Source organism: Bradyrhizobium sacchari, assembly GCF_002068095.1.
Taxonomy (GTDB): domain Bacteria; phylum Pseudomonadota; class Alphaproteobacteria; order Rhizobiales; family Xanthobacteraceae; genus Bradyrhizobium; species Bradyrhizobium sacchari.
Genome location: NZ_LWIG01000007.1, coordinates 425208 through 448832, shown reverse-complemented (window position 1 = coordinate 448832; position 23625 = coordinate 425208). Strand labels below are relative to the sequence as shown.

Sequence of the window (23625 nt, the reverse complement as noted above, 5' to 3'; positions counted from 1 at the left end):
CGGTCGCTGTCTTCGGTATTCTGACATTGGGGCCAAGGCCCACGGTCGAGGTGGCGGACCGGGTCATCAGCGTGGCCGACACAGACGCGGAGATGAATGCCGCGATCGCTCGCGCACGTGCGACGCTGCCTGTCTTCTGGGCTTCCTATGAGGCGCCAAAACGGATGGAGACGGATCACGCTCTCAAGGTGCGATTTCGGACCGTCGGCAATGACGAGCACATCTGGATGAGCGACGTGAAGAAGCTCCCGAATGGCGACTATGCTGCGCGTTTCGGGGACGAGCCTCGGAATCTGCCGGGAAAGCGGTTCGGAGACCTCGCCGAGTTCAGGGATATCGACATCTCGGACTGGATGTTCATGCGCAACGGCAAGATTGTCGGCGGGGGGACCATCAAGCCGCTGCTTAAATCCATGCCGAAATCCGACGCTGACGCGCTCCGGGCGCGGATGGAGCAGCCGTAGGGCAGTTGCCGCCTCGCGCCCCGGCTGGTAAACGCCGCGGATGGCCGAGAAACCCAAAAAACCCCAGAAACTGAAGGCGCGCCTGCCGCGCGGGCTCGAGGATCGTGACCCTGCCGCGATCCGGGCGACGCGCGAGATGGTCGAGAAGATCCGCGCCGTCTACGAGCTCTACGGTTTCGAGCCGGTTGAGACACCGGCGATGGAATACACCGATGCGCTCGGAAAATTCCTGCCCGACCAGGACCGTCCGAACGAGGGCGTGTTCTCGTTCCAGGACGACGACGAGCAGTGGATCAGCCTGCGCTACGACCTGACCGCGCCGCTCGCCCGCTACGTCGCCGAGAATTTCGACACGCTGCCGAAGCCCTATCGCAGCTACCGCGCCGGCTACGTGTTCCGCAACGAGAAGCCCGGCCCCGGCCGCTTCCGCCAGTTCATGCAGTTCGATGCCGACACGGTCGGCTCGGCGACGCCGGCGGCGGACGCCGAGATCTGCATGATGGCGGCCGACACGATGGAGGCGCTTGGCATCGCCCGCGGCTCCTATGTCGTGAAGGTCAACAACCGAAAAGTGCTCGACGGCGTTCTGGAAGCCATCGGGCTCGCGGGCGAGGAGAACGCTGGCCGCAGACTGACAGTGCTGCGCGCGATCGACAAGCTCGACAAGTTTTCCGCCGACGAAGTGCGCAAGCTGCTCGGTCCCGGACGATGGGACGGCGGCGAGGAAGGCAAGGGCGATTTTACGAAGGGCGCCAACCTCAGCGAAGCTGAAGCTGATGTCGTTCTCGCCATCACCAAGCCCCGCGACGATTGGAAAGAGGCGATTGCCGCCGCGGAAACCTATCTCGCCAGGAGCGAGGTCGGTCAGGCCGGCGTGAGCGAGCTGGAAGAAATTGCAAAACTGGTCACGGCGTCGGGTTACGCCGCCGATCGCATCAAGATCGATCCCTCCGTCGTGCGCGGTCTCGAATACTACACCGGCCCGGTCTACGAGGTCGAACTGCTGCTCGACACCAAGGACGAGAAGGGCCGTCCGGTGCGCTTCGGCTCCGTCGGCGGCGGCGGCCGCTACGACGGTCTCGTCTCGCGCTTCCGCGGCGAGCCGGTGCCGGCGACCGGGTTCTCGATCGGCGTCTCGCGGCTGCAGGCCGCGCTGACGCTGCTCGGCAAGCTCGACACGCGGCCCGAATTCGGCCCCGTCGTCGTCACCGTGTTCGATCGCGACCGCGTCGCCGACTACCAGAAGATGGTGGCGTCCTTGCGAGGTGCCGGCATCCGTGCCGAGCTCTATCTCGGCAATCCCAAGAACATGGGCAACCAGCTCAAATATGCCGACCGCCGCAACTCACCTTGCGTCATCATCCAGGGCTCGGATGAGAAGGCGCGGGGCGAGGTGCAGATCAAGGATCTGGTCGAAGGCGCGAAGGCCGCCGCTGCGATCGCCTCCAATCAGGAATGGCGCGAGACTCGGCCGGCGCAGTTCTCGTGCGGCGAAGCCGACCTCGTCGCAAAAGTGCGTGAAGTCCTCGCGCGCCATGACGTCAGCTGGCACTAGCCATTCGCTCCACTCGTCATTGCCGGGCTTGACCCGCGCATCCATCTTCAAAATGATGGATTGCCGGGTCAAGCCCGGCAATGACGAGTGGACGATGAACGAGCAGCAGGGAGAGAGAAATGCCTGAGATCACCATCAGCATGGCCGAAGGCCGCACCGACGAGCAGAAGGCCGGCATGATGCGCGACATCACCCAGGCGCTGGTGAAGAACCTCGGTGTCGACGCCGATGCCGTCGTCATCCAGATCAACGAAGCCCCGCTCCGCCACAAGATGAAGGGCGGCAAGACGTTTGTGGAGCGCGCGGCGGCGGCGAAGAAGTGACGCGTTAGCGTCATTCCGGGCAGCCCCTCGGGGCTGAACCCGGAATCTCGCGCCATAAAATTTCTAGATTCCGGGCTCGCGCTTCGCGCGCCCGGAATGACGAGTAAGCCCATGGACGCACGCGACTTCATCAAAATCGGCATGAGCGCCGAGCGCACGCTGGTGGTCCCGGCGGAGCGCACCGTCGGGCATTTCGTGCCCGGCATGCCGTTTGTCTACGCGACGCCGATGATGATCCTGGAGATGGAGATGACCGCGGGCGATGCGATCCGCGCCGCGCTTCAGCCGGGCTGGGTCACGGTCGGCACCGAGGTCGACATTCGTCATCTCGCAGCGGCCCTGGTCGGCGCGACGGTGCGGACCACTGCCAAGGTCGTCGCCGTCGAGCGCCGCGTCATCCGCTTCGAGGTCGAGGCATTCGAGGGCACCCGCAGGCTCGGCGAAGGCCGCCACGCCCGCGGGCTCGTCAATGTCGAGATGTTCAACAAGCGGCTCGGAGCGTAGCCGCTACTTCGCCAATTCCTTCGATCGCTTCGTCGCCGCCGCGATCGCGCGGATCATCAAGTCGCGCAGGCCGGGCTCGCCCATCAGTACCCCGAGCGCCGCGGCCGTGGTGCCGCCGGGCGAGGTGACGTTCTGGCGCAGCGTGGCGGAGGGAAGCTCCGATTGGTGCAGCAGCTCGCCGGAGCCGGTGACGGTCTCGCGCGCCAGCCTGATCGCGAGCGCCTCGGGCAGGCCGGCTTCGATGCCCGCCCGCGCGAGCTCCTCGGCGAGCAGGAACACATAGGCCGGGCCCGAGCCGGACACGGCGGTCACCGCGTCCATCAGGCCTTCGTCCTCGACCCATTCGACCGAGCCGGTGGCGCGCAGCAGCGCATCGGCCACGGCACGCTGAGCGGGACTGACGGTGTTGGCCGCGACGGCGACGGTGATGCCACGACCGATCGCGGCCGGCGTGTTCGGCATTGCGCGCACGACTGCGCCGCCGCAGACCTCCTCGAGCGAGGCAATCGTGGTTCCCGCCATGATCGAGACTACCGACGTCCCGTCCGAGACGAACGCTTTCAATTTGGCGCCGGCCTCACGGAACATCTGCGGCTTCACTGCGACGACCAGGGTCTCGACGGTGCCCGCCGCCTTCACATCGGGATTGAGCGCGACACCCTTGGCCGCAAGCGCGGTGATCTCCGGCGAGAGATGCGGATCGACCACCGCGACGCGGCGCGGGTCGAGCCCGCCTGCCAGCCATCCGGTCAGCATCGCGCCGCCCATCTTGCCGGCGCCCGCCAGCAGGATGGTGCCGGTGATGTTTTGGAGGGTGTCGTTTGCCACTGTGGTCACCACAAGCTCGGTGTCGTCCCGGCCTAGTGCGCAATTGCGCACGGGGCCGGGACCCATAACCACAGGCGGTTCTAATGGATGAAGGTGGTCGCAACAAGCCGCATGCCGCAAATGGACATCGCGCGGTATGGGTCCAGGCCTTCGCCGGGACGACGATGCTGAGGGAGTCGTGGCTTCCTTACTGTTGCGTCAGGCCTCGCCCACCGTGTCGAACATCGCCGCGTCCATGGCCTGCGCAGTGGTCTTGCCGGCCCACACCACAAACTGGAATGCCGGAAAATAGCGCTCGCAGGCGTGGATGGCACCGGCGAGCATGGCCTCGCATTGCGCGGTCGAGGCGGTGAGGCCGCCCGGCAGCACCAGGGCCTGGCGGTGCATGACCATGCCGGTGTTGGTCCACAGATCGAAATGGCCGACCCACAATTGCTCGTTGACGGCGGCGACGAGCCGCTGCACCTCGCTCCGCCGCGCGAGCGGAATCTTCATGTCGAACGCGCAGGCCAGATGCAGCGCCTCGATCTCGCCCATCCAGGTGAAGGAGATCTGGTAGTCGGTCCATTGTCCCTTGGAGACAATCGTGAGTTCGTCTTCGCCGGAGCGTTCAAACGGCCAGTTGTTGCTGGCAGCGATATCCTCGACCACCGCGAGCGGATGGTTTCGGGAATCGATGTTGCCTTCGAGCAGGGACATGCCGTCTCGACCTCTTGCCTTCTTGTTGTCGTTGATACGCACGCGGTTCGGCCCGGCGCGCGCTCCCTAAACGTCGCTTCGGCGTCCCCTCGGAGTCGCTCTAGCGATCTCCTCGGAGTCGCTCTTGCGATCCCTCGGATCAGCGCGGGCCTGTCGCGGATCAAGTGATGTGATTTGCGGAATCCGCGCAACGGGGTCCGGAGTCCGTCCACAAGCCAGGACTCGTTCGTCCACAGCTCATCTCCGCCACAATTCTTAACGCGGGAGCCGCGATCCGGACCGACGAGAACAAACCGGAATCGGATTCGAGCGGGCCGGCCAATCCGTTAATTCCGCCGGGTGAGGGCTGGATCGCCATAGCGGAATGGGACCATGCACTTTCCCCATGCGGAACATGCTTGCTGCAGCCGCCAGCCGGCGTCATATTTCCGGACAGGCCGTTCATCCCGGACGGCTGCGCGTATTCCGCAAAAGTGGGTACCGGTTTTGCGACCAGAATACGCGCAATCTTAAATCTGAGCATTTTTCTGCGACAAACCGGTTCCCACTTTGTCGGAAAAATGCTCGCGTTCTCAGGGCGGGGTGAAAGTCCCCACCGGCGGTAACGGCCGAAAGGCCCAAGCCCGCGAGCGCCTTCCGTGAGGGGTATCCCGAAGGGAAGGGTCAGCAGATTCGGTGCAACTCCGAAGCCGACGGTTAAAGTCCGGATGAAAGAGAACGGTCGGTGGCAGACGCATCGAAAGATGCGGCTGTTTGTCGTTCCGTGTGCCCTGATTCTGGTCCTTAAACCGAGGAAAGCCATGAATCAGATGTTGCAAGATCCCCAAGCCGAAACGTCCCAAACACAGCCGCCGCCGGTTCCCGTGGACCCGCCGCCGGCACCCGATCATCCACGCTTTGCAAAGCCGCAGCGGGTGGCCTTCGTCCAGGCCTGCTGGCACCGCGAGGTGGTCGAGGAAGCACGCATCGCCTTCATGAAGGAAGCCGCCGCGCGCCATCTCACCCATGTCGACGTGTTCGAGGTGCCGGGCTCGTTCGAGATCCCGCTGCACGCGCAGGTGCTCGCCAAGACCAGGCGCTACACCGCGATTGTTGCCGCCGGCCTCGTCGTTGACGGCGGCATCTATCGCCACGAGTTCGTCGCCGACACCGTGATCAAGGCGCTGATGGATGTGCAGCTGCGCACCGAGGTGCCGGTGTTCTCCGCGGTGCTGACGCCGCAGCAATTCCACGAGACCGAGGTGCACTACGATTTCTTCCGCAGGCATTTTGCCATCAAGGGCGTCGAGGTCGCGGCGGCCTGTGCGGAGACGTTGCACGGCCTGGAGCGCCTGCGCGGCCAGGTCGCTGCGGGGATCGTGGGGTAGGATGTCTCTCCCTCTCCCCGCTTGCGGGGAGAGGGCTGGGGTGAGGGGGAGTCTCCGCGGGGACGGTGAGAGTTGGACTCGCGGAGAGTCCCCCTCACCCGGATCGCATCTGCGATGCAATCCCGCCTCTCCCCGCACGCGGGGAGAGGCGAAGGAAATCAGTCGAACAGGCTCGACACCGATTCTTCGGCCGCCGTGCGCGCGATCGCGTCCGAGATCAGGCTGGCGATCGGCAGGGTGCGGATGTTCGGCGCCTTGGTCACCGCCTCGGTCGGCAGGATCGAGTCGGTGATCACGAGCTCTTTCAGCTTCGAGCCGGCGATGCGGGCGGCTGCGCCGCCGGAGAGGACGCCGTGAGTGATGTAGGCGTAGACGTCCTTGGCGCCCTTGGCGATCAGCGCGTCGGCCGCGTTCACCAGCGTGCCGCCGGAATCCACGATGTCGTCGACGAGGATACAGGTGTAGCCGGCGACGTCGCCGATCACGTTCATGACCTCGGACTCGCCCGGACGCTCGCGGCGCTTGTCGACGATGGCGAGCGGGGTGTTGATGCGCTTGGCAAGGCCGCGCGCGCGGGCCACGCCGCCAACGTCAGGCGAGATCACCATCACCTTGGAGAGGTCGAACTTCTCCTTGATGTCGCGCACCATCAGCGGCGCTGCGTAGAGGTTGTCGGTCGGGATGTCGAAGAAGCCCTGAATCTGGCCGGCATGCAGGTCGAGCGTCATGACGCGGTCGACGCCGGACTGCGTGATCAGATTGGCGACGAGCTTGGCCGAGATCGGCGTGCGCGAGCCCGATTTGCGGTCCTGCCGGGCATAGCCGAAATAGGGCAGCACCGCGGTGATACGGCGCGCCGAGGAGCGGCGCAGCGCGTCGGTGATGATCAGGAGCTCCATCAGATGGTCGTTCGCGGGGAACGACGTCGACTGGATGATGAAGGCATCCGAGCCGCGGACGTTCTCCTGGATTTCGACGAAGATCTCCATGTCGGCGAAGCGCCGGACCACCGCCTTGGTCAGCGGCAGGTCGAGCCCTTGCGCGATGGCCTGGGCGAGAGCCGGATTGGAGTTGCCGGCGACGAGCTTGATGGAGCCGTTCTTGGCCGACATGGACGCTTCCTCCCGCGCTTTGCTGGATACGACGTTCAACATCTGGGAATACCCACTGGAAGCACGGTTACGACGGGCGAGGAAATATCAGGCCGGGGGCTGTAATGGCAACCCGGGATGCTACGTTTTCCCTTTGAAAATCCTGAGTCGGGCCAACGGCTTGGCCGCAAGTTGAGGCCGTGGTTTAGCGGGGGTTATTGCTCGGCATAGCCGAGCGCGGAGGCCGGCATCTCGGCTGCCGGGGCATCCGGCATCACATTCGCCACCGCCGGTCCCCGCAGGCCCGGAACAGTGCCTGGTGCATCCGGCGTGCCGTTGATCATGTTGGAAAGTCCGCTGAATCCGGCCTGGGCAATCTTTCGCAGCACGAGGTCGTCGGCAGCGGCCCACGGGTCACGGCCCCCCTTGGCCGAGGTCGGTTCCTCGCCGGACAGGCGCAGCGCCCGCTGCTGGTTGGCGTCGTAGACATCCCAGACCCAGGCGATCACGGTCTTGCTGCGCACCACTTGGGCGGAGAGGTAGCTGCGCACGCGGTAGGCGGCCGTCCCCTCGCGGGAGACGACGGACAGGCTGCGCAGCTTGGATTCGCTGTCGAGCACGCCGACCATGCGGTCGAACACCTGCGGCGGCGGTCCGTCGATCGACTCGAAGGCGACCGTCGCTCCCGAGCCGGTGCTCGGTGCCATCGCATAGGAGTTGGCGGCATTGCCGCCGCCGCCGGCGCAGCCGCCAAGCGCGGTCGCAGCCGTCAGCAGCATGACCGCCAGCACGCGCGAACCCGCACGGCTCAAGATGAATGACGCATCCCTCATTATGGAGGGCAGCGATATCGTTAAAATCGATTAAGGTCTAGGGCGGTGGCGACACAAAACGTGGGCCGAAGGAAATCGTGCATTGCTATCTTGGTTCGCGTCACATTACGGCTTCTCGTGTCCCGGGCGCGCTGCGGCGCGTAGCGCCGCTGCGCTGAGCCGGGACCCAGATTGCCGCCGGGATCGAGATTGCAGAGATATCGGCCCCGGCTCAGCAGCGCATCACTTGCGTGCTGCGCCGCGTCCGGGGCACGAGATGTTACGCCTCCAGCGCGATCGCGTGAACGTGGCGGCCGTAATCCGGCTCCTTGCGGTGCACCGAGCGGCGGTAGCTGAAGAAGCGCTCGTCGGCGTAGGTATCGAGGCCGAGATCGTCGATCATCAAAATGCCCGCGGCCTCCAGCCGCTTGCGGATGAAGCCGGCGAGGTCGAACATCGCGTGTCCCTCGCGCACCGAGGGAATGAAGAACACCGCGTTGTCCGCGTCCGCTTCGATGAAGCGCGCCACGAACTCATTGCCGACCTCGTAGCTCTCCTGCCGGATCAGCGGGCCGATCGCGGCGATGATGCCGCTGCGCGTCGCGCCGAGCTTCTCCATGGCCGAGATCGTGGATTCCAGCACGCCCGTCAGCGCGCCTTTCCAGCCGGCATGCGCACCGCCGATCACGCGCGCATGGGGATCGACGAACAGCACCGGGCCGCAATCGGCGGTGGAGACACCGAGCGCGATGCCGGGCGTCTTCGTCACCAGCGCGTCGCCCTTCGGCCGCGGTCCGCTTGGCCATGGCATTTCGGCAACGAGCACGTCGGGCGAGTGGATCTGATGCAGGCTGATGAAGCGCTCCGGCGCGACGCCGACATGCTCGGCCATGCGGCGGCGGTTTTCCGCAACGAGGGTCTGGTCGTCATTGGAGCCGAGCCCGCCGTTCAGCGCTGAATAGATGCCGCCGGAAACGCCGCCCTCGCGGGTGAAGAAAGCGTGGCGCAGGCCGGGCACCGCCGACAGCAGTGACGAAGCGACGGTCATCTGTTCCCCCCGGCATGTTCGAGATCGCTGAGGCCGGCAATGCCTGTCAGCCGCGGCTCGGAGATGCCGAGCACCTTGAACATCGAACCCATGCCGCTGCGTCCCGTATCGGTCAGGCGTTTGAGCGCCACCGAAATGTCGGTGGCGACCTCCGGCGTTGCCTTCTGCATCAGTGCCGCCGCACGCGTGTCGATGCCGACGCGCTTGAGGAAGTCGCCTTGTGTCACCGGGCCGTGGACGCGGGCACCGACGTCCTCGGCTGCCCGCGCGAGCGCCCGGAAATCGACATGGGCGGTGACATCGGCCTGCCCCGGCGCCTTCAGGGGATCGGTGAAGGTGTGGCGCGCGATGGCCTGGAAGGTGTCGCCGGCGTCGCTGCGCAAGTGGCCATAGTCGATGATCAGCGCCGCGCCGTCCTGGTCGCGCACGCGCGTGGCGAGCTTCATGATCTCGCCATCGGGACGCCACTCGAACACGGCGCCGACGGGAGCCGCGCGCACCAGAGGCGGCAGCAGCACGTCGAAGGCCGGCGTCGGCTCGGCTGCCGCACCGAATTGAAGCTTGCCGTTCGGGTCGATCTCGATCACGCGTTCGTGCCAGCCGTTTTCGCCCTTCACCATCTGGTGGATCGGCAGCACGTCGAAATATTCGTTGGCGAGGATGACTGATGGGCCTTCCGGCACGTCGTCGATGCTGTCGTGCCAGGAGATGTTGCGCACGCCCGCCAGCGTCGCGCTCTGCCGTTCGCGCAGCACGGGATTGACCTCGACCATGTGGATGTGGAGCGCCTGATAGAGCGGCGGCAGCACGCGAAGCGCGCGCAGCGCATCCGCCATCATGGTGCCGCGGCCGGGGCCGAGCTCGACCAGCCGCAGGAATTGCGGCGAGCCCATCTGCTTCCACACCGAGGCGGTCCACAGGCCCAGGAGCTCGCCGAACATCTGGCTGACCTCGGGCGCGGTGGTGAAGTCACCTTCACGTCCCAAAGGATCGCGCGAGACGTAATAGCCATGGCGCGGATGCATCAGGCAGAGTTCCATGTAGCGCCAGACCGGCATCGGGCCTGAGGCTTTGATCAGCGCCTTGATCTCGTTGAGTAGCGGCTGGTCGGTCACGGCGTGCTTTCTTGAAATGAATTAACGAACGGCCTCGATCGGCTTCGGCGCACCGCGCCGCACTGCCAATACAATAAGTATGAGGCCGACAATAAGCATCGGGATCGACAACAGCATGCCCATGGTTAATCCGCCCCGGAGGTAGCCGAGCTGGGCGTCCGGCTCGCGGAAATGCTCACCGATGATCCGGGTCAGGCCGTAGATCAGGATGAAGCTGCCGAGGATCATGCCGGGGCGTTTCAGCGCGCCGAAGCGGATCATGATCGCGAGCGCGCTGAACAGCAGGATGCCTTCCATGCCGGCTTCATATAGCTGGCTCGGATGGCGCGGCAGTTGCGTCGGATCGTTGGGGAAGATCATCGCCCAGGGCAGGCTGGGGTCGGTGGCGCGGCCCCACAATTCGCCGTTGATGAAGTTGGCGATCCGTCCGAGCAGGAGCCCGACCGGGGCGACCGCGGTGGTGATGTCGCCGAGCGACAGGATCGAGATGCCGTTACGGTAGGCGAACCACATCACCGCGACCACGCAGCCGAGGAAGCCGCCATGGAACGACATGCCGCCTTCCCATAATCTGAAGATCGCGGCGGGATGATCGATGAAGAAGGGCAGATTGTAGAACAGCACATAGCCGGTGCGGCCGCCGAGAATGATGCCGAGCGTCACCCACAGGATGAAGTCGTCGATCTGCACCAGCGACATCGGCGCGGGGCCACCCCACAGGCGCTCCTTCCTCAGCAGCGAGCGCGCATAGAGCCAGCCGAACACGATGCCGCAAATATAGGCGAGCGCGTACCAGCGGATCGCGAACGGACCGATCTCGATGGCGATCGGCTTGAAGGCGGGAAAGTCGATGAGCAGAAAGGGCATCGCGCCTTCTATGTCTGAACGGGATTGCGGCGATTGAGCGCCAGCCGACGCCGTGTGATTCCAGTTATGCCGGGACGTTGAATACGATTGCAAGGAAACCGGGGCATGACAAGGATACCGCCGCTTCGCTCTTGAACCGTTCGGTGCGGATTGCCATTGTCTTTTCGAGTGTTCGCGCAAAGTTTATCGCAAGGCCGCCAGGAGACCGACATGACCCAGACCAGCAACCGGTTTTTCGACGAGATCGGCCGCCTGATGAACGACGCCGCCGGTGCGGCCCAGGGCGTTAAGCGCGAGTTCGACACGGTCATGCGCACCCAGGCCGAAAAATTCCTGCGCGACATGGACCTCGTCAAGCGCGAGGAGTTCGAGGCGGTCAAGGACATGGCCCGGCTCGCCCGCGAGGAGAACGAAGCCCTGAAGGCGCGCATTGCGGCGCTGGAGGCCAAGCTGGGGGGATAGGAACCGGCGTGAAGTTCGGCGGGGTCATATCCCGCTCGTTGTGGCCGGGCTTGACCCGGCCATCCATCCTCTTCGAAAGGCTTTTTGCGTGATGGATGCCCGGGTCAAGCCCGGGCATGACAGGCACCCATTCTCCTTGTCATTTCCGCATCTTCCGGGTAAAAGCCCGCCACGTCCGCGGCCCCCGCACCCCTGGAGGCTTGCTGTGGACCATGCCATGGGCCGCCTTGCGGCCCATTAACTTTTGCAAAAACAAGGACTTAACGACATGGCGACGACCGTCAAGGAATTGAAGGCGACCGCACGTCCGAAGAGCGGCAAGGGGGCCGCCCGGGCTGAGCGTCGCGCCGGCAGAGTGCCCGGAGTGATCTATGGTAACAACCAGCCCCCCGTCACGATCTCGATTGAAGATCGCGAACTGCGCCAGCGCATCCTCGCCGGCCGGTTCCTGACCACGCTGGTCGACATCGACCTCGAGGGCAAGAAGCATCGCGTGATCCCGCGCGACTACCACCTCGATCCGGTCAAGGACTTCCCGATCCATGTCGACTTCATGCGTCTCGGCGAAGGCGCCACCATCCGCATCAGCGTTCCGCTGCACGTGGTGAAGGCCGAAGGTTCGCCCGGCGTGAAGCGCGGCGGCACCGTCAACATCGTCGCCCACGCCATCGACCTCGAATGCGGCGTCGAGAGCATTCCGCAGTACATCGAGGCCGATGTCGGCGCGCTCGAAATCGGTCACTCGCTGCATCTGTCGGACATCAAGCTGCCGGCCGGCGTGAAGGCGCTGACCCGCGAGGACGCGACCCTCGTCACGATCGTGCCGCCCTCCGGCTACGCCGAAGAGCAGAAGGCTGCGGCTGCAGCTGCTGCTGGTGGCGCGGCTCCGGCTGCGGGGGCTGCTGCTCCGGCGGCTGGCGCGGCTGCTCCGGCGCCTGGTGCTGCTGCTCCGGCGGCTGCCAAGGCTCCCGCCGGCGGCGACAAGAAGAAGTAATCTCTCAAAGCTGGCGCGCGGTCTCTAGCCGCGCGCCGAGCGAGGGGCGCGCCGCGTCATGCGACTCTTTGTTGGGCTCGGCAATCCCGGCGCGAAATACGCACGTAACCGGCACAATATCGGCTTCATGGCCGTCGACGAGATCGCGCGGCGTCACAGCTTCTCGCCGTGGCGCCGCCGTTTTCAGGGCGAGACCTCCGAGGGCTCGCTCGGGCCTGAGCGCGTGATCCTGCTCAAGCCCACGACCTACATGAACGAGTCCGGCCGCAGCGTTCAGGAGGCGGCAGGCTTCTTCAAGATCGCGCCGGGCGACGTCACCGTGTTCCATGACGAACTCGAGCTGCCGCCGGGCAAGGTGCGGGTGAAGATCGGCGGCGGCATTGCCGGCCATAACGGCCTGCGCTCGATCTCGGCGCATATCGGCAACGACTATCGCCGTGTCAGGCTCGGCATCGGTCATCCCGGCGTCAAGGAACTGGTGCACGGCCACGTGCTGTCGGACTTCGCCAAGGCCGACAACGAATGGGTGGCGACGCTCTGCGACGCGGTCGCCGAGCACGCCGCACTGATCGCCAAGGGTACGGACGCGACCTTCGCCAACAGGGTGCATCTTGCCATGCAGGCGAAGGGATTTTTGACCAAGGACGAGAACGGCAAGGAATAACGCTCGTGGGATTTAAATGCGGGATCGTCGGGTTGCCCAATGTCGGCAAGTCGACCTTGTTCAATGCGCTGACCGAAACGGCTGCGGCGCAAGCCGCGAACTATCCGTTCTGCACCATCGAGCCGAATGTCGGTGAGGTCGCCGTCCCCGATCCGCGGCTCGACAAGCTCGCGGCCATCGCCAAGTCGGGCCAGATCATCCCGACCCGGCTGACCTTCGTCGACATCGCCGGCCTCGTGCGCGGCGCGTCCAAGGGCGAAGGCCTCGGCAACCAGTTTTTGGCCAACATCCGCGAGGTCGACGCCATCGCGCATGTCGTGCGCTGTTTTGAAGATTCCGACATCACCCATGTCGAGGGCAAGATCGCCCCGCTCGCCGACATCGAGACCATCGAGACCGAGCTGATGCTCGCCGACCTCGACAGCCTCGAGAAGCGCGTCGACAACCTCACCAAGAAGGCCAAGGGCAACGACAAGGACGCCAAGGAGCAGCTCGACCTCGTCAACCGCACCCTGGTGCTGCTGCGTGACGGCAAGCCCGCGCGCCTCGTCGAGCGCAAGGCCGAGGAGGAGCGGGCGTTCTCGATGCTCGGTCTGTTGTCGTCCAAGCCGGTGCTCTATGTCTGCAACGTCGAGGAAGGCTCGGCCGCGACCGGCAACGCCTTCTCCAAGGCGGTCGAGGAGCAGGCGGCGAAGGAAGGCGCGGTTGCCGTCGTCATCTCCGCCAAGATCGAATCCGAGATCGCGACGATCTCGCGTGAAGAGCGCGCCGACTTCCTGGAAACGCTGGGCCTGGAGGAGGCCGGTCTCGACCGCCTGATCCGCGCCGGCTACTCGCTGCTCCAGCTCATCACCTATTTCACGGTGGGCCCGAAGGAAGCGCGTGCCTGGACCATCCATCGCGGCACCAAGGCGCCGGGCGCGGCCGGCGTGATCCACACCGATTTCGAGAAGGGTTTTATCCGCGCCGAGACCATCGCCTATGACGATTACGTCGCGCTGAACGGTGAAGCCGGCGCCCGCGATGCCGGCAAACTCCGCCTCGAAGGCAAGGAATACGTCGTCGCCGATGGCGACGTCATGCATTTCCGGTTCAATACGTAAGACGGAGCTGTCATTCCGGGGCGCGCCTCTTGGCGCGAACCCGGAATCCATTCATCCACTTGCTCTGAGGCTCGCTGGCTTCCGGGTTCGCGCTGCGCGCGCCCCGAAATGACGGGCTACCGCATCCCGCCGCCCTGGTCCCTGATCGCGCCGAGATGCTCGTTGATGCGGAAGACGATCAGGATCAGCTCCGCGACGATGCGCGAGAACACGATCCCGACCACGACGCTCGCGATCGACGACAGCAGCACCAGGAAGCCGCCGAACGGGCTGATCGCCATCGCAGCGAGGCCGGAGAAGATGCCGGAGAGGCCGAACAGGCAGATCAGCGCGATCACCAGCCAGTAGAAGGTCTTGATGATCGTCGGCGTGATGAAGCGGTCCCATTGGAACAGGTCGCTGAATGAAAACATCGCTCTCCCCAGGGCAAATCGGGACTTCAAACCGGGCTTCGGCCGCCGATCGATCCGACTCAAATCAACGCCGATCCCCCGTATGTAGCACGAGCCATGCGGGCCGGCGGGTTGAGATTGCCGCAAAGTGCGGCCACAATCTGTCATTCCCGCAAAGCTTTCCCGAGATGACCCTGACCTTCGAAGATTTCCCGCCCGGCCGGTTTGGAATGTTCGGCCCGCGCCATGTCACCCGCGACGAGATTTTGGCCTTCGCCGCCGAGTTCGATCCGCAGCCGATGCACCTGGATGAAGAGGCGGCCAGCAAGAGCATGCTGCGCGGCCTGTCGGGCTCGGGCTGGCATCTCTGCTCGCTGATGATGCGAATGATGGCTGACGGTTTCATCACCCGCGCCGCGTCACTGGGGTCTCCCGGTGTCGACGAGGTGCGCTGGCTCTCGCCGCTCAGGCCGGGCGATGATCTCCTGCTCGAGGTCGACGTGCTGGAGGCGCGCGTTTCGAAGAGCCGCCCCGGGCTCGGCATCGTCAAGTTCAAATGCACCGCGCGCAATGCGGCGGGGCAGGCGCTCGCCGAGATGACCTCGCCGATCCTGATCGAGCGGCGCGAGGGAGCGGTCTGATGCGGTTCTTCGAAGACATCGCGATCGGACAGCGCCGCGAGATCGGCGCCTACACGTTCACGGCGGAGTCCATCAAGACGTTTGCGGCGAAGTTCGACCCGCAGCGCTTTCATCTCGACGAGGAGGAAGGCAAGAACTCGCTGTTCGGCGGGCTCGCCGCCTCGGGCTGGCATGTCGGCTCGGCTTGCATGAGCCTGCTTGTCGCCGACGGCCAACGGCTGGCGCGGGAAGCCACTTCGCGCGGCGAGGAGGTTGCCGTCTGGGGCCCGTCGCCGGGCTTTCGCGATCTGCGCTGGATCAGGCCGGTGCTCGCCGGCGACACCGTCTCTTACGTCAACGAAGTCATCGACAAGCGCACCTCCGCCTCGCGTCCCGGCTGGGGCATTTTGACGGCCCGCACCACCGGCACCAATCAGCGTGGCGAGGAGGTTTATTCGATCACCGCCAGCGCCTTCGTGCCGCTGCGGAAGGCGAAATAGATCAGTTCCAAGATGAACCGGGCAAATGAGTGCGCGAGTGTTGCCCGCGCGCTATGGACGCTATTCGGACCGGCTGCCATAAGCCTGCGCAACATGGTTACCGCGAAGCAATTGCCGGAACCATCGAGTTGCTAACCAATTATGAACCTGTCGCTGTCTATTTGAACGAATAGGCAGAGGACAGGGGACGAGGACCATGGCTGACCGCGGCGCACTCAAGTTTGTTGGATTTATCTTCGCGACCGCGACGCTGGCCGTGATGCTGGTCGCCGGCATGGTGGTGAAGGGCTATGCCGACGGCGCCTACACCCTGGAAGCCTCGGCCGTCGACGCCGACCGTTAAGGAGCCGTTAACGTTTCGGGGCCCCCGGGCTCAGCCTCAGCGGCTATAGACGAACGCCAGCACCGCGATCGCAACCGCCAGCAATCCGACAAAGCGCAGCATGATCGTGCCGAACTGGTTCGGCGCAGGCCGCAGCGGTATGGGGTCCGTGGTGTCGGGCCGAATGCTTTCCATCTGAAATGTCCCCTGAGCCCGGCCGTGGCGGCACGGGCGCCTGGCATTGGTCGCCGGGGAGGGGCGAAGGGTTCAAAGCTTATCTTTCACCTCTCCCCGCTTGCGGGGAGAGGTCGGATCGCTCTTGCGATCCGGGTGAGGGGGTACAGGTCTGTCGATGGATCTCACGCGCGGAGAGAGGCCCCTCACCCCAACCTTCTCCCCGTAAGAAAGGGAGAGGGAGAGAAGCATCCCCACAAATCAAAACCGCCGCGCCCCTTCCGGGAACGCGGCGGTTAATGATGGGGCGCGCCTGCAATCAGCTGTTGCGCAGGCCGTCGGCGGCGCGCTTCCACTGCGCGACGTTGTCGGCGATCATGCGGGTCGACTTCATCGCGGCCTGGCTGAGCTGGGCGTAGCCCGAGATCTCGCGCTGGACGCGCTGGCCCTCGGCATGCAGCAGGTCACGGAGGCTCTCGAGCTCGGAGATCAAATTCTCGATTTCGGCGAGCGAAGTGCCGGCAACGCGCTGGATCAGCGAGTTGACGTTGGTGACGGTGGCCTCCGCGCTCGGATCGAGCGGCGGCGCATCGGTGGTCGGCGCCGCTGGACGGCGCAGATAGGCGATGTCGTTGCGGACGAAGTCACGGATGCCAGCTTCGACTTCCGTCACCGCAGCGAGGTTGCTGTCGACCGTCTCGGTCTCGGTGGCTTCGATCTTTTCCGGACGGGTGGCGTTCATCGTTGTTCCCCTGTTCGCGTTGAGCGCAGCGCGAGTGTCCCCCGCACGACGATGTCTGTAAGGCAGCCCGCATCAGGGCGTCCGATTTTGACAGGAAAGGGGCCGAGATGCGGCAAGGGCTGACCATTCGGGGGTTTTGCCGTGGCGTATGGTTCCGTATGGTTAGGGGACTGTGAACGGCTGGTTCCTGCGACGAACCTCTATGCACTTGAAGAGCGCGCCCCTTCGCGCGTGTCGAACCATGAAAGGCCCCGCTGCCGCAGCGGCGCCTCGATCCTCGAGACGCGCTCCTTCGGAGCACCCTGAGGTGAGGGGACAGAGTGGAGGCTCGGTCTACCAGCTCTTCTTGAAGCCCGCCGTCACGCTCTTGTTGATCGCGCCTTGCGAGGTCTCGCCGACCGAGCCGGAGACGGTGACGTTGTCGAACAGTTTTTGCTCGGCGCCGACCTTGCGCAGCCATTTGTCGTCGGTGGTCGACAGCGTCTGGCCGGCGGAGATGCTGGTGCCGGTGTCGGTGATGGTGACCTTGGCGGACTGGTCGGTCTCGTAATTGCGCGTGATGTGGCCGCCGATGCCGGGGACGGCGGTCGTGCCCTGCTGGTTGACGCTGTAGCCGTTCTGCAGCGTCAACTGTGTGTCGCCCGACAGCGGCATCGACTTGGTCAGCGACGCCCCGATCTTGCTCTGCTCGGCGCCGGGATCAACGCGGGCTTCCACCGCGGTCTTGTCCCAGATGGCTCCCGCACCCGGCGCGGTCGCGGTCGCCCAGGCGCTGCCGGAGGATTGCGGCAGGCTGCCGCCATTGGCGGCCTTCTGCGCCAGCAGCTCGGACATCGTCCTGGGCTCGCTTGCCACTGTCATGTCGGCGCCGATCCGCGTATCCCAGAACTCGAACACCGATTGCTTCACGGTCACCGCCGACGAGCCATTGGAATTGGCATTCGACGACCAGTTCAGTCCGCTATTGGCTGCGGCCTGCGCACGTTTCTTGGCGGCGATGATGTCGTTGAGCGTGCCGGCGTCGATGGCGAGTTGGCTCCAGTCGAGCTTGTCGACGTCGATGTCCTTCATGATGTCGGGATCGTTGACGCTGGGGGCCTCCGCTGTCTCGGCCTCTTCGTCGTCGGTCACTGCGGCCGGGCCAGGGGAGAAGGGCGGAATGATCTGCGCCGAGACCGTCAGCACCGACCCCAAGATGAATGCGGCCGCCAGCACCGGCAGCCTGGCCCAGCCAAAACCCGTCGAGAATTCCATCGTCCTGCCCGCAAACCCCAGCGCATGCTGTCCGCCAATATAATGCGGCCATCGGCCATGCGCCATTCCGAGCTGAGGATCCTCACCTATCGTTGCGAAATTGTGGCGACTCGCTTCGGTACACGGGGGGGACGCGAACCAACGGGCCGCGCGAAAGGCGCGCGCCCGATGACGGCTTGCCTGCGACGGCATCCGGCGGGGCTGGAAGGCCAGGACGTCGCGGCTGCCTTGTCATCGGTCCCGAAAAGCGGGGCCCGTTGGCGTCCCCCTCAGCCGACGCGGCTCATCTTCGGCAGATGAATGGCGCGGCCGAGTGCCTGCTCGACCAGGTCGAAAGTGTCGATCAGGACGCGCATGCTGATGAGCTTGCCCGCCTTGAACTGGGCGAACTGCGCGACCCGCAGCGAGATCGGCTTGTTGGAATCGAGCGCCGTCAGCGAATAGCGCAGCATCGAGGCGGCGGAATCCACGCCCAGCATGATGCTCTCGCGGTCGAAGCGGCGGACCTGGAAATTGTCGGCGAGCTGGTGGATGACGTCGAGCACGGCGTCCTTGCCCTGGCGCGAGCCGAGGAACGGAAACATGTCGATCGGGCCATAGAGCGCCCACTCGACGTCCTCGTCGATCAGGGTCTCGATATCCTCGAAATGCCGGTCGTTGATCGCACGGTGCAATGCGCGCGAGAAACGCCAGAGGCTGTGCTCTGTCATTTTGGGCAGTCCTGACGCTGGCTTGCAGAAAAAAGGAAACAACCCCATGCACCGTAAAGGTGCCCCGGGGCGCTCAACTCATTTGTATGCGAACGACATACCCGATTTCGGCCAAAACGCAATTCACGTTTTCGCAATGCACAATTGACTGCGCTTTGTGAGATTTACAACAGAACCCCGTAATCTACCGGTCTCCGGGCGCTGCGGGTTCCCGTTCGAGCGCGATCGCGTCGTCCCGCATCGCCAGCAGGCCGAACAGCACCGCGCCGCTGATGCCGCCGATGGCAGCCCCCAATGGCATAAAGGTGAAGAACACCAGCATGCCGTTTTGGCCTTCGAAATTCGTGGTTTGCGCGATTTCGACGAAGGCGAGCCCGGCCCCGATGCCGAGCGCGGCCCCGCCCAGCGTCCCCAGAAACAGCCCCAACGCAGCAAGCAACACGACTTTCATCGGCCCATCACCCAGCCGGCGTGCACAACGCCCCGAGGTAGGTCTGCGAGGCCGGGAGGGAGGTTCAACTTAACCTCTCCCCGCTTGCGGGGAGAGGTCGACGCGCGCAGCGCGGCGGGTGANGGGGGTACAGGTATAGCGACGTTCCCACGCTTGGAGAGAGGCCGCTCACCCCAACCCTCTCCCCGTAAGAACGGGACGAGGGAGCGGAGCGGCGTTGCGCTACACCCCCTCCACCCCCGCTCCGGCGATCAACGGCCCGATCTCGCGTTCCAGCACCTGCTGGACCAGATCGTAGGAATCAATGATCTCGCGGATCTGCGCCACCTGTCCGCCGCGGAATGTGTAGAACACGGCCATGTCCACCTGAATGATGCGCTCGTTGCTGCGCTTCTTGAAGAACACGCGCAGATAGGCTGCGACCGTGTCGCCTTCGGCGACGATCTGCGGCACCTGATAGCGGGTCTCGGAGTAGCGCGCCTGCACCGTGCGCCAGAACTCGCGCAGCTCCTGCTTGCCGTGGCGGGGGCCCATGTGTGGCAGCACATCGATCGGTGCGTGCGTGAGAAAGTCAACGTCGTCGGTGCAGCATGACAGCGCGGCTTCGAGATCGTCTGCCGCGATGGTGTCGAGCAGATGCAGCACGCGCTGGCGATTGAGCTTCTCGACCGTCATTCCGCCCTTTCCCATTGGCCGTGTGGCGTTGCAAAGCTAACGCGCGGCCTCGCGCACCGGCAACCCGCAAAATCACAGGGTGATTGCAGCTTATGACGCGCGAGCGCAATGCCCCGTTCATGGGGTACAATTGAGAGTTGCGCGTCTATTCGCTTGCCAGAAAACGAGCGGCCTTCGCGCCCAGCGATGACGCTGCAAGCATATCGGCGGACGTGCCTTGCCATGCATCGTGCCGGGGAACCGGACCTGTCAGCGCTCGTTGAGATGCCGACACCACATCCGGAGACATCGATTCATGAAATCCACGCTTCTCACAATTGCCGCTGCGCTGCTCATGCTCGGCGCAAACTCCGCCGCCAACGCCAAGGGCTGCATCAAGGGCGCCGTCGTCGGCGGCGTCGCCGGCCACTATGCCGGCCATCACGGCATGCTCGGCGCCGCCGCCGGCTGTCTCTACGGCCGGCATCACGCCAAGGAACAGGAGAGGCAGCGGCAACAGCAGAGCCAGGTGAACGGGCAGGGGAAGCTGTAGCCCCCTGTCATTCCGGGGCGCGCCACTTGGCGCGAACCCGGAATCCATCTCGCCTCTCATGCCGGCCTCAGAAGGGCGCGTGACCCAACTCACATCGCCCGTCCGGCATCGCGGCTAACGTCATCCCCAAGTCATCAGGGAGACGTGCCATGGCCGCCATCGCCGCCGCGAGAAAGTCCCGCCTGCATAACGCGCTCGAAGGTCTCGCGCTGACCGCGATCCTGCAGAGCTTCCCGACCTTCGCCACTGCGGCCTTCCTGCTCAAGCTGGTCGGCAACCACGACCTCGTCGGCGACCCCGGGGTCGCCATCTTCGTCGCCGTCGCCTCGATCGCCCATGCGATGCTGGCTGTGACCCTCGGCCCGAGCTTCCCCGCGTTCTTCAAGACCGTCTATGAGCCGAAATTCTTCGAGGCCCATCTGTCGCTCTCCGACAAGATCACGGCATGGCGCACCCAGCCGGTCGCGTCACTTCAGCTCGTGACGATCGTGCTGCTGCTGTCGGTGATGGCCGTGGTGACGGCGAGCGTGGGGTGAGGGGGAAATCTCTCCGCCCGTCATTCCGGGGCGCCGCGCAGCGGCGAGCTATGATGCGCAATTGCGCATCTGAGAATCCATAAGCACGAACGGTGCTGATAAATCCGTGCCGCCTACCTCTTCTTCCACCCACCCCGTCGCCCCGGCGCGCCGCCCGTCGACTTCGGCGCCGGCCCGAACTCCGGACCCGACTGCCGCGAGTCCGTCGGCTGGATGATCCGGCTGGTGCTGCCGAACGGCTTTGCGGGCAGAGTCTGGCTCGCCCGGTAGGGCAGGGATTCCGGGCCGTGCATCTCGTCGAGATGCGGCTTGTGCACGCGGGAGCCCTTGCCGCCACCGGCCTTGAGCGCGGTTGCGGCGCTCTTGTTCTTCATCGCGCTGACCGGCAAATTGGCTGCATCGCCGTACTTCTTCGTGCCGGCGTAGGCGCCGGCCTTGCCTGCAACAATGCGCTGTTTGGCGGTGGGGTCGTCGACCACCGCGAGCTCGGTGGCGCGCAGGCGCTTGACCTCGTCGCGCAGGCGCGCGGCTTCCTCGAAGTTCAGGTCGGCGGCGGCCTCGCGCATCCGCGTTTCGAGATCCGCCAGTACGGCTTCGAAGTTGTGGCCGATCGAGATGACGTCGTCGGTCATGTCGTGGCCGCCGACCTCGACCAGCACGTGGTCGCGCTCGTAGACGGAATTGAGGATGTCGCCGATCTGCTTCTTCACGCTCTCCGGCGTGATGCCGTTGGCCTTGTTGTACTCGACCTGCTTCTCGCGGCGGCGGTTGGTCTCGGCAATGGCGCGCTCCATCGACCCCGTCATCTGGTCGGCATAGAGGATCACCTTGCCGTCGACGTTGCGCGCGGCGCGGCCGATGGTCTGGATCAGCGAGGTCTCGCTGCGCAAAAAACCTTCCTTGTCGGCGTCGAGGATCGCGACCAGCGCGCATTCGGGAATGTCGAGGCCTTCGCGCAAGAGGTTGATGCCGACCAGCGCGTCGAAGGCGCCGAGGCGGAGATCGCGGATGATCTCGATGCGCTCGATGGTGTCGATGTCCGAGTGCATGTAGCGGACGCGAATGCCCTGCTCGTGCAGATATTCGGTGAGGTCCTCGGCCATGCGCTTTGTGAGTACCGTGATCAGCGAGCGATAGCCGGCCTGGGCCGTGGCGCGCACTTCGCCGACGAGATCGTCCACCTGCGTGCGGGCGGGGCGGATATCGACGGGCGGGTCGATCAGGCCCGTCGGGCGAATGACCTGCTCGACGAACACGCCGCCGCTCTCGTTCAGCTCCCAGCCGCTCGGTGTCGCCGACACCGCAATGGTCTGCGGCCTCATCATGTCCCACTCCTCGAAGCGGAGCGGGCGATTGTCCATGCAGGAGGGCAGGCGGAAGCCGTATTCGGCCAGCGTCGCCTTGCGGCGGAAGTCGCCGCGGAACATGGCGCCGATCTGCGGGATGGTGACGTGGCTTTCGTCGGCGAAGATCAGCGCGTTGTCGGGAACATATTCGAACAGCGTCGGCGGCGGCTCGCCGGGACGGCGCCCGGTGAGGTAGCGCGAATAGTTCTCGATGCCGGCGCAGCTTCCCGTGGCCTCCATCATCTCGAGGTCGAAGGTGGTGCGCTGCTCCAGCCGCTGCGCTTCCAGGAGGCGGCCCTGGTTGTTGAGCTGGTCGAGCCGCTGCTTCAATTCGAACTTGATCGACTTGATGGCCTGCACCAGCGTCGGCCGCGGCGTCACATAGTGCGAGTTGGCGTACATCTTGATGAATTCGAGCTCGTCCTGCTTGTGGCCGGTGAGCGGATCGAACTCCTCGATGGCCTCGATGGTGTCGCCGAACAGGTTCACGCGCCAGGCGCGGTCTTCATAGTGCGCCGGGAAGATATCAATGACGTCGCCGCGCACCCGAAACGTGCCGCGGGTGAAATCGGCCTGGGTGCGCTTGTACTGCAGCGCGACGAGGTCGGCGATGAGCTGGCGCTGGTCGATGCGCTCGCCCTTCTTCAGCGCGAAGGTCATCGCGGTGTAGGTCTCGACCGAGCCGATACCATAGATGCAGGACACCGAGGCGACGATGATGACGTCGTCGCGTTCGAGCAACGCGCGCGTCGCCGAGTGGCGCATGCGGTCGATCTGCTCGTTGATCGACGAGTCCTTCTCGATGTACGTGTCCGTGCGCGGGACGTAGGCTTCGGGCTGGTAGTAATCGTAATACGAGACGAAATATTCGACCGCGTTGTCCGGAAAGAAGTTCTTGAACTCGCCATAGAGCTGGGCGGCCAGCGTCTTGTTCGGCGCCAGGATCAGCGCCGGGCGCTGCGTCGCCTCGATCACCTTGGCCATGGTGTAGGTCTTGCCCGAGCCGGTGACGCCGAGCAGCACCTGCGAACGGTCGTTGCGATTGACGCCCTCGACCAGCTCGGCGATCGCGGTCGGCTGGTCGCCGCGCGGCTCGTAGGACGATTTGATCTCGAAGCGCACGCCGCCTTCGGACTTCTCCGGGCGGGGCGGGCGGTGCGGCGTCCACACCTTCATTGAGCCGTCGCCCTTGCGGAACTCGGGGCGGCCCTCGCGGATCAGCGATTCCAGCGCCTCGGCGGTCGCCTTGACGCCGAGCGCCTCCATCTTGCTGCGCGGCGGCCGTGCCAGCGCTTCCGCGTCGTCCTCTTCCGTGGGCAGGCCGAGCTGACGCGCCAGTTCCGGATCGAGCGTCGGGATCGTGGCGGCGGTGCCGTAATTGGCCTGCGGCGCTTCCTCCAGTCCCGCCGGGCGGTCGCTGGGGAAGTCCTTCGGCGTCGAGGCGCGCGCGCGATGCGCAGCGGCCTCGCCGCCGG

At 65.0% G+C, this 23625-nt stretch carries 28 protein-coding genes, 1 pseudogene and 1 riboswitch; of the genes and pseudogenes, 14 read left to right on the top strand and 15 right to left on the bottom strand.

Annotation, left to right across the window (positions count from 1 at the left end; genetic code table 11):
* The 4 genes and pseudogenes from A5906_RS08550 to A5906_RS08535 form a co-directional block, all read left to right on the top strand.
* Positions 1-464, top strand: a 464-nt coding sequence (locus tag A5906_RS08550) for a DUF2314 domain-containing protein (protein ID WP_136615121.1), incomplete at its 5' end; no start/stop codon positions are given.
* A gap of 40 nt (positions 465-504) precedes the next feature.
* Positions 505-2019 (top strand): histidine--tRNA ligase, encoded by a 1515-nt coding sequence (gene hisS / locus A5906_RS08545; RefSeq protein WP_080134765.1) that lies wholly within the window; start codon positions 505-507, stop codon positions 2017-2019.
* Positions 2020-2135: 116 nt separating this feature from the next.
* Positions 2136-2342, top strand: a pseudogene (locus tag A5906_RS08540) (tautomerase family protein); the annotation flags it as partial.
* Between the two features lie 111 nt (positions 2343-2453).
* Positions 2454-2846 (top strand): thioesterase family protein, encoded by a 393-nt coding sequence (locus A5906_RS08535; protein ID WP_080134764.1) that lies wholly within the window; start codon positions 2454-2456, stop codon positions 2844-2846.
* 3 nt (positions 2847-2849) lie between these two features.
* On the opposite strand, the gene proC is transcribed toward A5906_RS08535, so the two are convergent.
* Together proC and A5906_RS08525 are read right to left on the bottom strand one after the other, a co-directional pair.
* Positions 2850-3740, bottom strand: a complete 891-nt coding sequence (gene proC / locus A5906_RS08530; protein ID WP_186465158.1) for a pyrroline-5-carboxylate reductase — start codon at positions 3738-3740, stop codon at positions 2850-2852.
* 132 nt (positions 3741-3872) lie between these two features.
* Positions 3873-4373: a type III secretion system chaperone family protein gene (locus A5906_RS08525; protein WP_080134763.1), complete on the bottom strand. Its 501-nt coding sequence runs from the start codon at positions 4371-4373 to the stop codon at positions 3873-3875.
* 564 nt (positions 4374-4937) lie between these two features.
* Positions 4938-5096, top strand: a riboswitch (FMN riboswitch).
* A gap of 77 nt (positions 5097-5173) precedes the next feature.
* Here A5906_RS08525 and A5906_RS08520 point away from each other — a divergent pair.
* Complete coding sequence (locus tag A5906_RS08520) at positions 5174-5740, top strand: 6,7-dimethyl-8-ribityllumazine synthase (RefSeq protein ID WP_080134762.1); 567 nt, start codon at positions 5174-5176, stop codon at positions 5738-5740.
* A gap of 158 nt (positions 5741-5898) precedes the next feature.
* Here A5906_RS08520 and A5906_RS08515 read toward each other — a convergent pair whose 3' ends face one another.
* The 5 genes from A5906_RS08515 to lgt form a co-directional block, all read right to left on the bottom strand.
* Entirely contained in the window at positions 5899-6852 is a 954-nt protein-coding gene (locus A5906_RS08515; protein WP_080135233.1) for a ribose-phosphate pyrophosphokinase, read from the bottom strand.
* 194 nt (positions 6853-7046) lie between these two features.
* The gene (locus tag A5906_RS08510; protein ID WP_080134761.1) at positions 7047-7664 is read right to left on the bottom strand and encodes a hypothetical protein; all 618 of its coding nucleotides are present in this window, start codon (positions 7662-7664) and stop codon (positions 7047-7049) included.
* Positions 7665-7923: 259 nt separating this feature from the next.
* Positions 7924-8691, bottom strand: coding sequence for a peptidoglycan editing factor PgeF (pgeF, locus tag A5906_RS08505; RefSeq protein ID WP_080134760.1), 768 nt, complete (start codon positions 8689-8691; stop codon positions 7924-7926).
* A complete protein-coding gene (locus tag A5906_RS08500; RefSeq protein WP_080134759.1) occupies positions 8688-9806 on the bottom strand; it encodes a class I SAM-dependent methyltransferase in 1119 nt (372 codons plus the stop codon). The genes pgeF and A5906_RS08500 overlap by 4 nt, the downstream gene beginning before the upstream one ends.
* A 21-nt stretch (positions 9807-9827) precedes the next feature.
* Positions 9828-10673, bottom strand: a complete 846-nt coding sequence (lgt, locus tag A5906_RS08495; RefSeq protein WP_080134758.1) for a prolipoprotein diacylglyceryl transferase — start codon at positions 10671-10673, stop codon at positions 9828-9830.
* A gap of 210 nt (positions 10674-10883) precedes the next feature.
* On the opposite strand from lgt, the gene A5906_RS08490 reads away from it, so the two are divergent.
* From A5906_RS08490 to ychF, 4 genes are all read left to right on the top strand, one after another.
* Positions 10884-11135, top strand: a complete 252-nt coding sequence (locus A5906_RS08490; RefSeq protein WP_018648337.1) for an accessory factor UbiK family protein — start codon at positions 10884-10886, stop codon at positions 11133-11135.
* A 268-nt stretch (positions 11136-11403) separates the two neighbouring features.
* Entirely contained in the window at positions 11404-12129 is a 726-nt protein-coding gene (locus A5906_RS08485; protein ID WP_080134757.1) for a 50S ribosomal protein L25/general stress protein Ctc, read from the top strand.
* 58 nt (positions 12130-12187) lie between these two features.
* The gene (pth, locus tag A5906_RS08480) at positions 12188-12793 is read left to right on the top strand and encodes an aminoacyl-tRNA hydrolase (RefSeq protein WP_080134756.1); all 606 of its coding nucleotides are present in this window, start codon (positions 12188-12190) and stop codon (positions 12791-12793) included.
* Positions 12794-12798: 5 nt separating this feature from the next.
* Positions 12799-13896, top strand: a complete 1098-nt coding sequence (gene ychF, locus A5906_RS08475; RefSeq protein ID WP_080134755.1) for a redox-regulated ATPase YchF — start codon at positions 12799-12801, stop codon at positions 13894-13896.
* A gap of 116 nt (positions 13897-14012) precedes the next feature.
* Here the strand turns inward: ychF and A5906_RS08470 are convergent, their stop codons facing one another.
* Complete coding sequence (locus A5906_RS08470) at positions 14013-14309, bottom strand: DUF4282 domain-containing protein (protein WP_018648333.1); 297 nt, start codon at positions 14307-14309, stop codon at positions 14013-14015.
* 167 nt (positions 14310-14476) lie between these two features.
* Here A5906_RS08470 and A5906_RS08465 point away from each other — a divergent pair, with 167 nt between their 5' ends.
* From A5906_RS08465 to A5906_RS42925, 3 genes are all read left to right on the top strand, one after another.
* Positions 14477-14929, top strand: a complete 453-nt coding sequence (locus A5906_RS08465; RefSeq protein WP_080134754.1) for a MaoC family dehydratase — start codon at positions 14477-14479, stop codon at positions 14927-14929.
* Entirely contained in the window at positions 14929-15408 is a 480-nt protein-coding gene (locus A5906_RS08460; protein WP_080134753.1) for a MaoC family dehydratase, read from the top strand. Before A5906_RS08465 ends, A5906_RS08460 begins: the two co-directional genes overlap by 1 nt.
* A gap of 196 nt (positions 15409-15604) precedes the next feature.
* Complete coding sequence (locus tag A5906_RS42925; RefSeq protein ID WP_167523530.1) at positions 15605-15751, top strand: hypothetical protein; 147 nt, start codon at positions 15605-15607, stop codon at positions 15749-15751.
* Positions 15752-15787: 36 nt separating this feature from the next.
* Here A5906_RS42925 and A5906_RS42920 read toward each other — a convergent pair whose 3' ends face one another.
* The 6 genes from A5906_RS42920 to A5906_RS08435 all read right to left on the bottom strand — a co-directional run bounded on the left by A5906_RS42920 (position 15788) and on the right by A5906_RS08435 (position 19736).
* A complete protein-coding gene (locus A5906_RS42920; RefSeq protein WP_018648329.1) occupies positions 15788-15925 on the bottom strand; it encodes a hypothetical protein in 138 nt (45 codons plus the stop codon).
* Between the two features lie 298 nt (positions 15926-16223).
* Positions 16224-16646, bottom strand: a complete 423-nt coding sequence (locus tag A5906_RS08455; RefSeq protein WP_080134752.1) for a hypothetical protein — start codon at positions 16644-16646, stop codon at positions 16224-16226.
* 333 nt (positions 16647-16979) lie between these two features.
* On the bottom strand, positions 16980-17900 hold the full coding sequence (locus A5906_RS08450; protein ID WP_080135232.1) for a hypothetical protein: 921 nt from the start codon (positions 17898-17900) through the stop codon (positions 16980-16982).
* 269 nt (positions 17901-18169) lie between these two features.
* Positions 18170-18610 carry a nuclear transport factor 2 family protein gene (locus tag A5906_RS08445; protein WP_080134751.1) on the bottom strand — a complete coding sequence of 147 codons (441 nt, stop codon included), beginning with the start codon at positions 18608-18610 and terminating at the stop codon, positions 18170-18172.
* A gap of 184 nt (positions 18611-18794) precedes the next feature.
* On the bottom strand, positions 18795-19061 hold the full coding sequence (locus A5906_RS08440; protein ID WP_080134750.1) for a hypothetical protein: 267 nt from the start codon (positions 19059-19061) through the stop codon (positions 18795-18797).
* 222 nt (positions 19062-19283) lie between these two features.
* Positions 19284-19736 (bottom strand): nuclear transport factor 2 family protein, encoded by a 453-nt coding sequence (locus A5906_RS08435; protein WP_080135231.1) that lies wholly within the window; start codon positions 19734-19736, stop codon positions 19284-19286.
* Between the two features lie 295 nt (positions 19737-20031).
* Between A5906_RS08435 and A5906_RS08430 the strand changes: the two genes are divergently transcribed.
* Positions 20032-20268, top strand: coding sequence for a hypothetical protein (locus tag A5906_RS08430; RefSeq protein ID WP_080134749.1), 237 nt, complete (start codon positions 20032-20034; stop codon positions 20266-20268).
* 149 nt (positions 20269-20417) lie between these two features.
* Positions 20418-20804 (top strand): hypothetical protein, encoded by a 387-nt coding sequence (locus tag A5906_RS08425; RefSeq protein WP_080134748.1) that lies wholly within the window; start codon positions 20418-20420, stop codon positions 20802-20804.
* A 113-nt stretch (positions 20805-20917) separates the two neighbouring features.
* Here the strand turns inward: A5906_RS08425 and uvrB are convergent.
* On the bottom strand, positions 20918-23625 hold a 2708-nt coding region (uvrB, locus tag A5906_RS08420), incomplete at its 5' end, for an excinuclease ABC subunit UvrB (protein WP_283807673.1).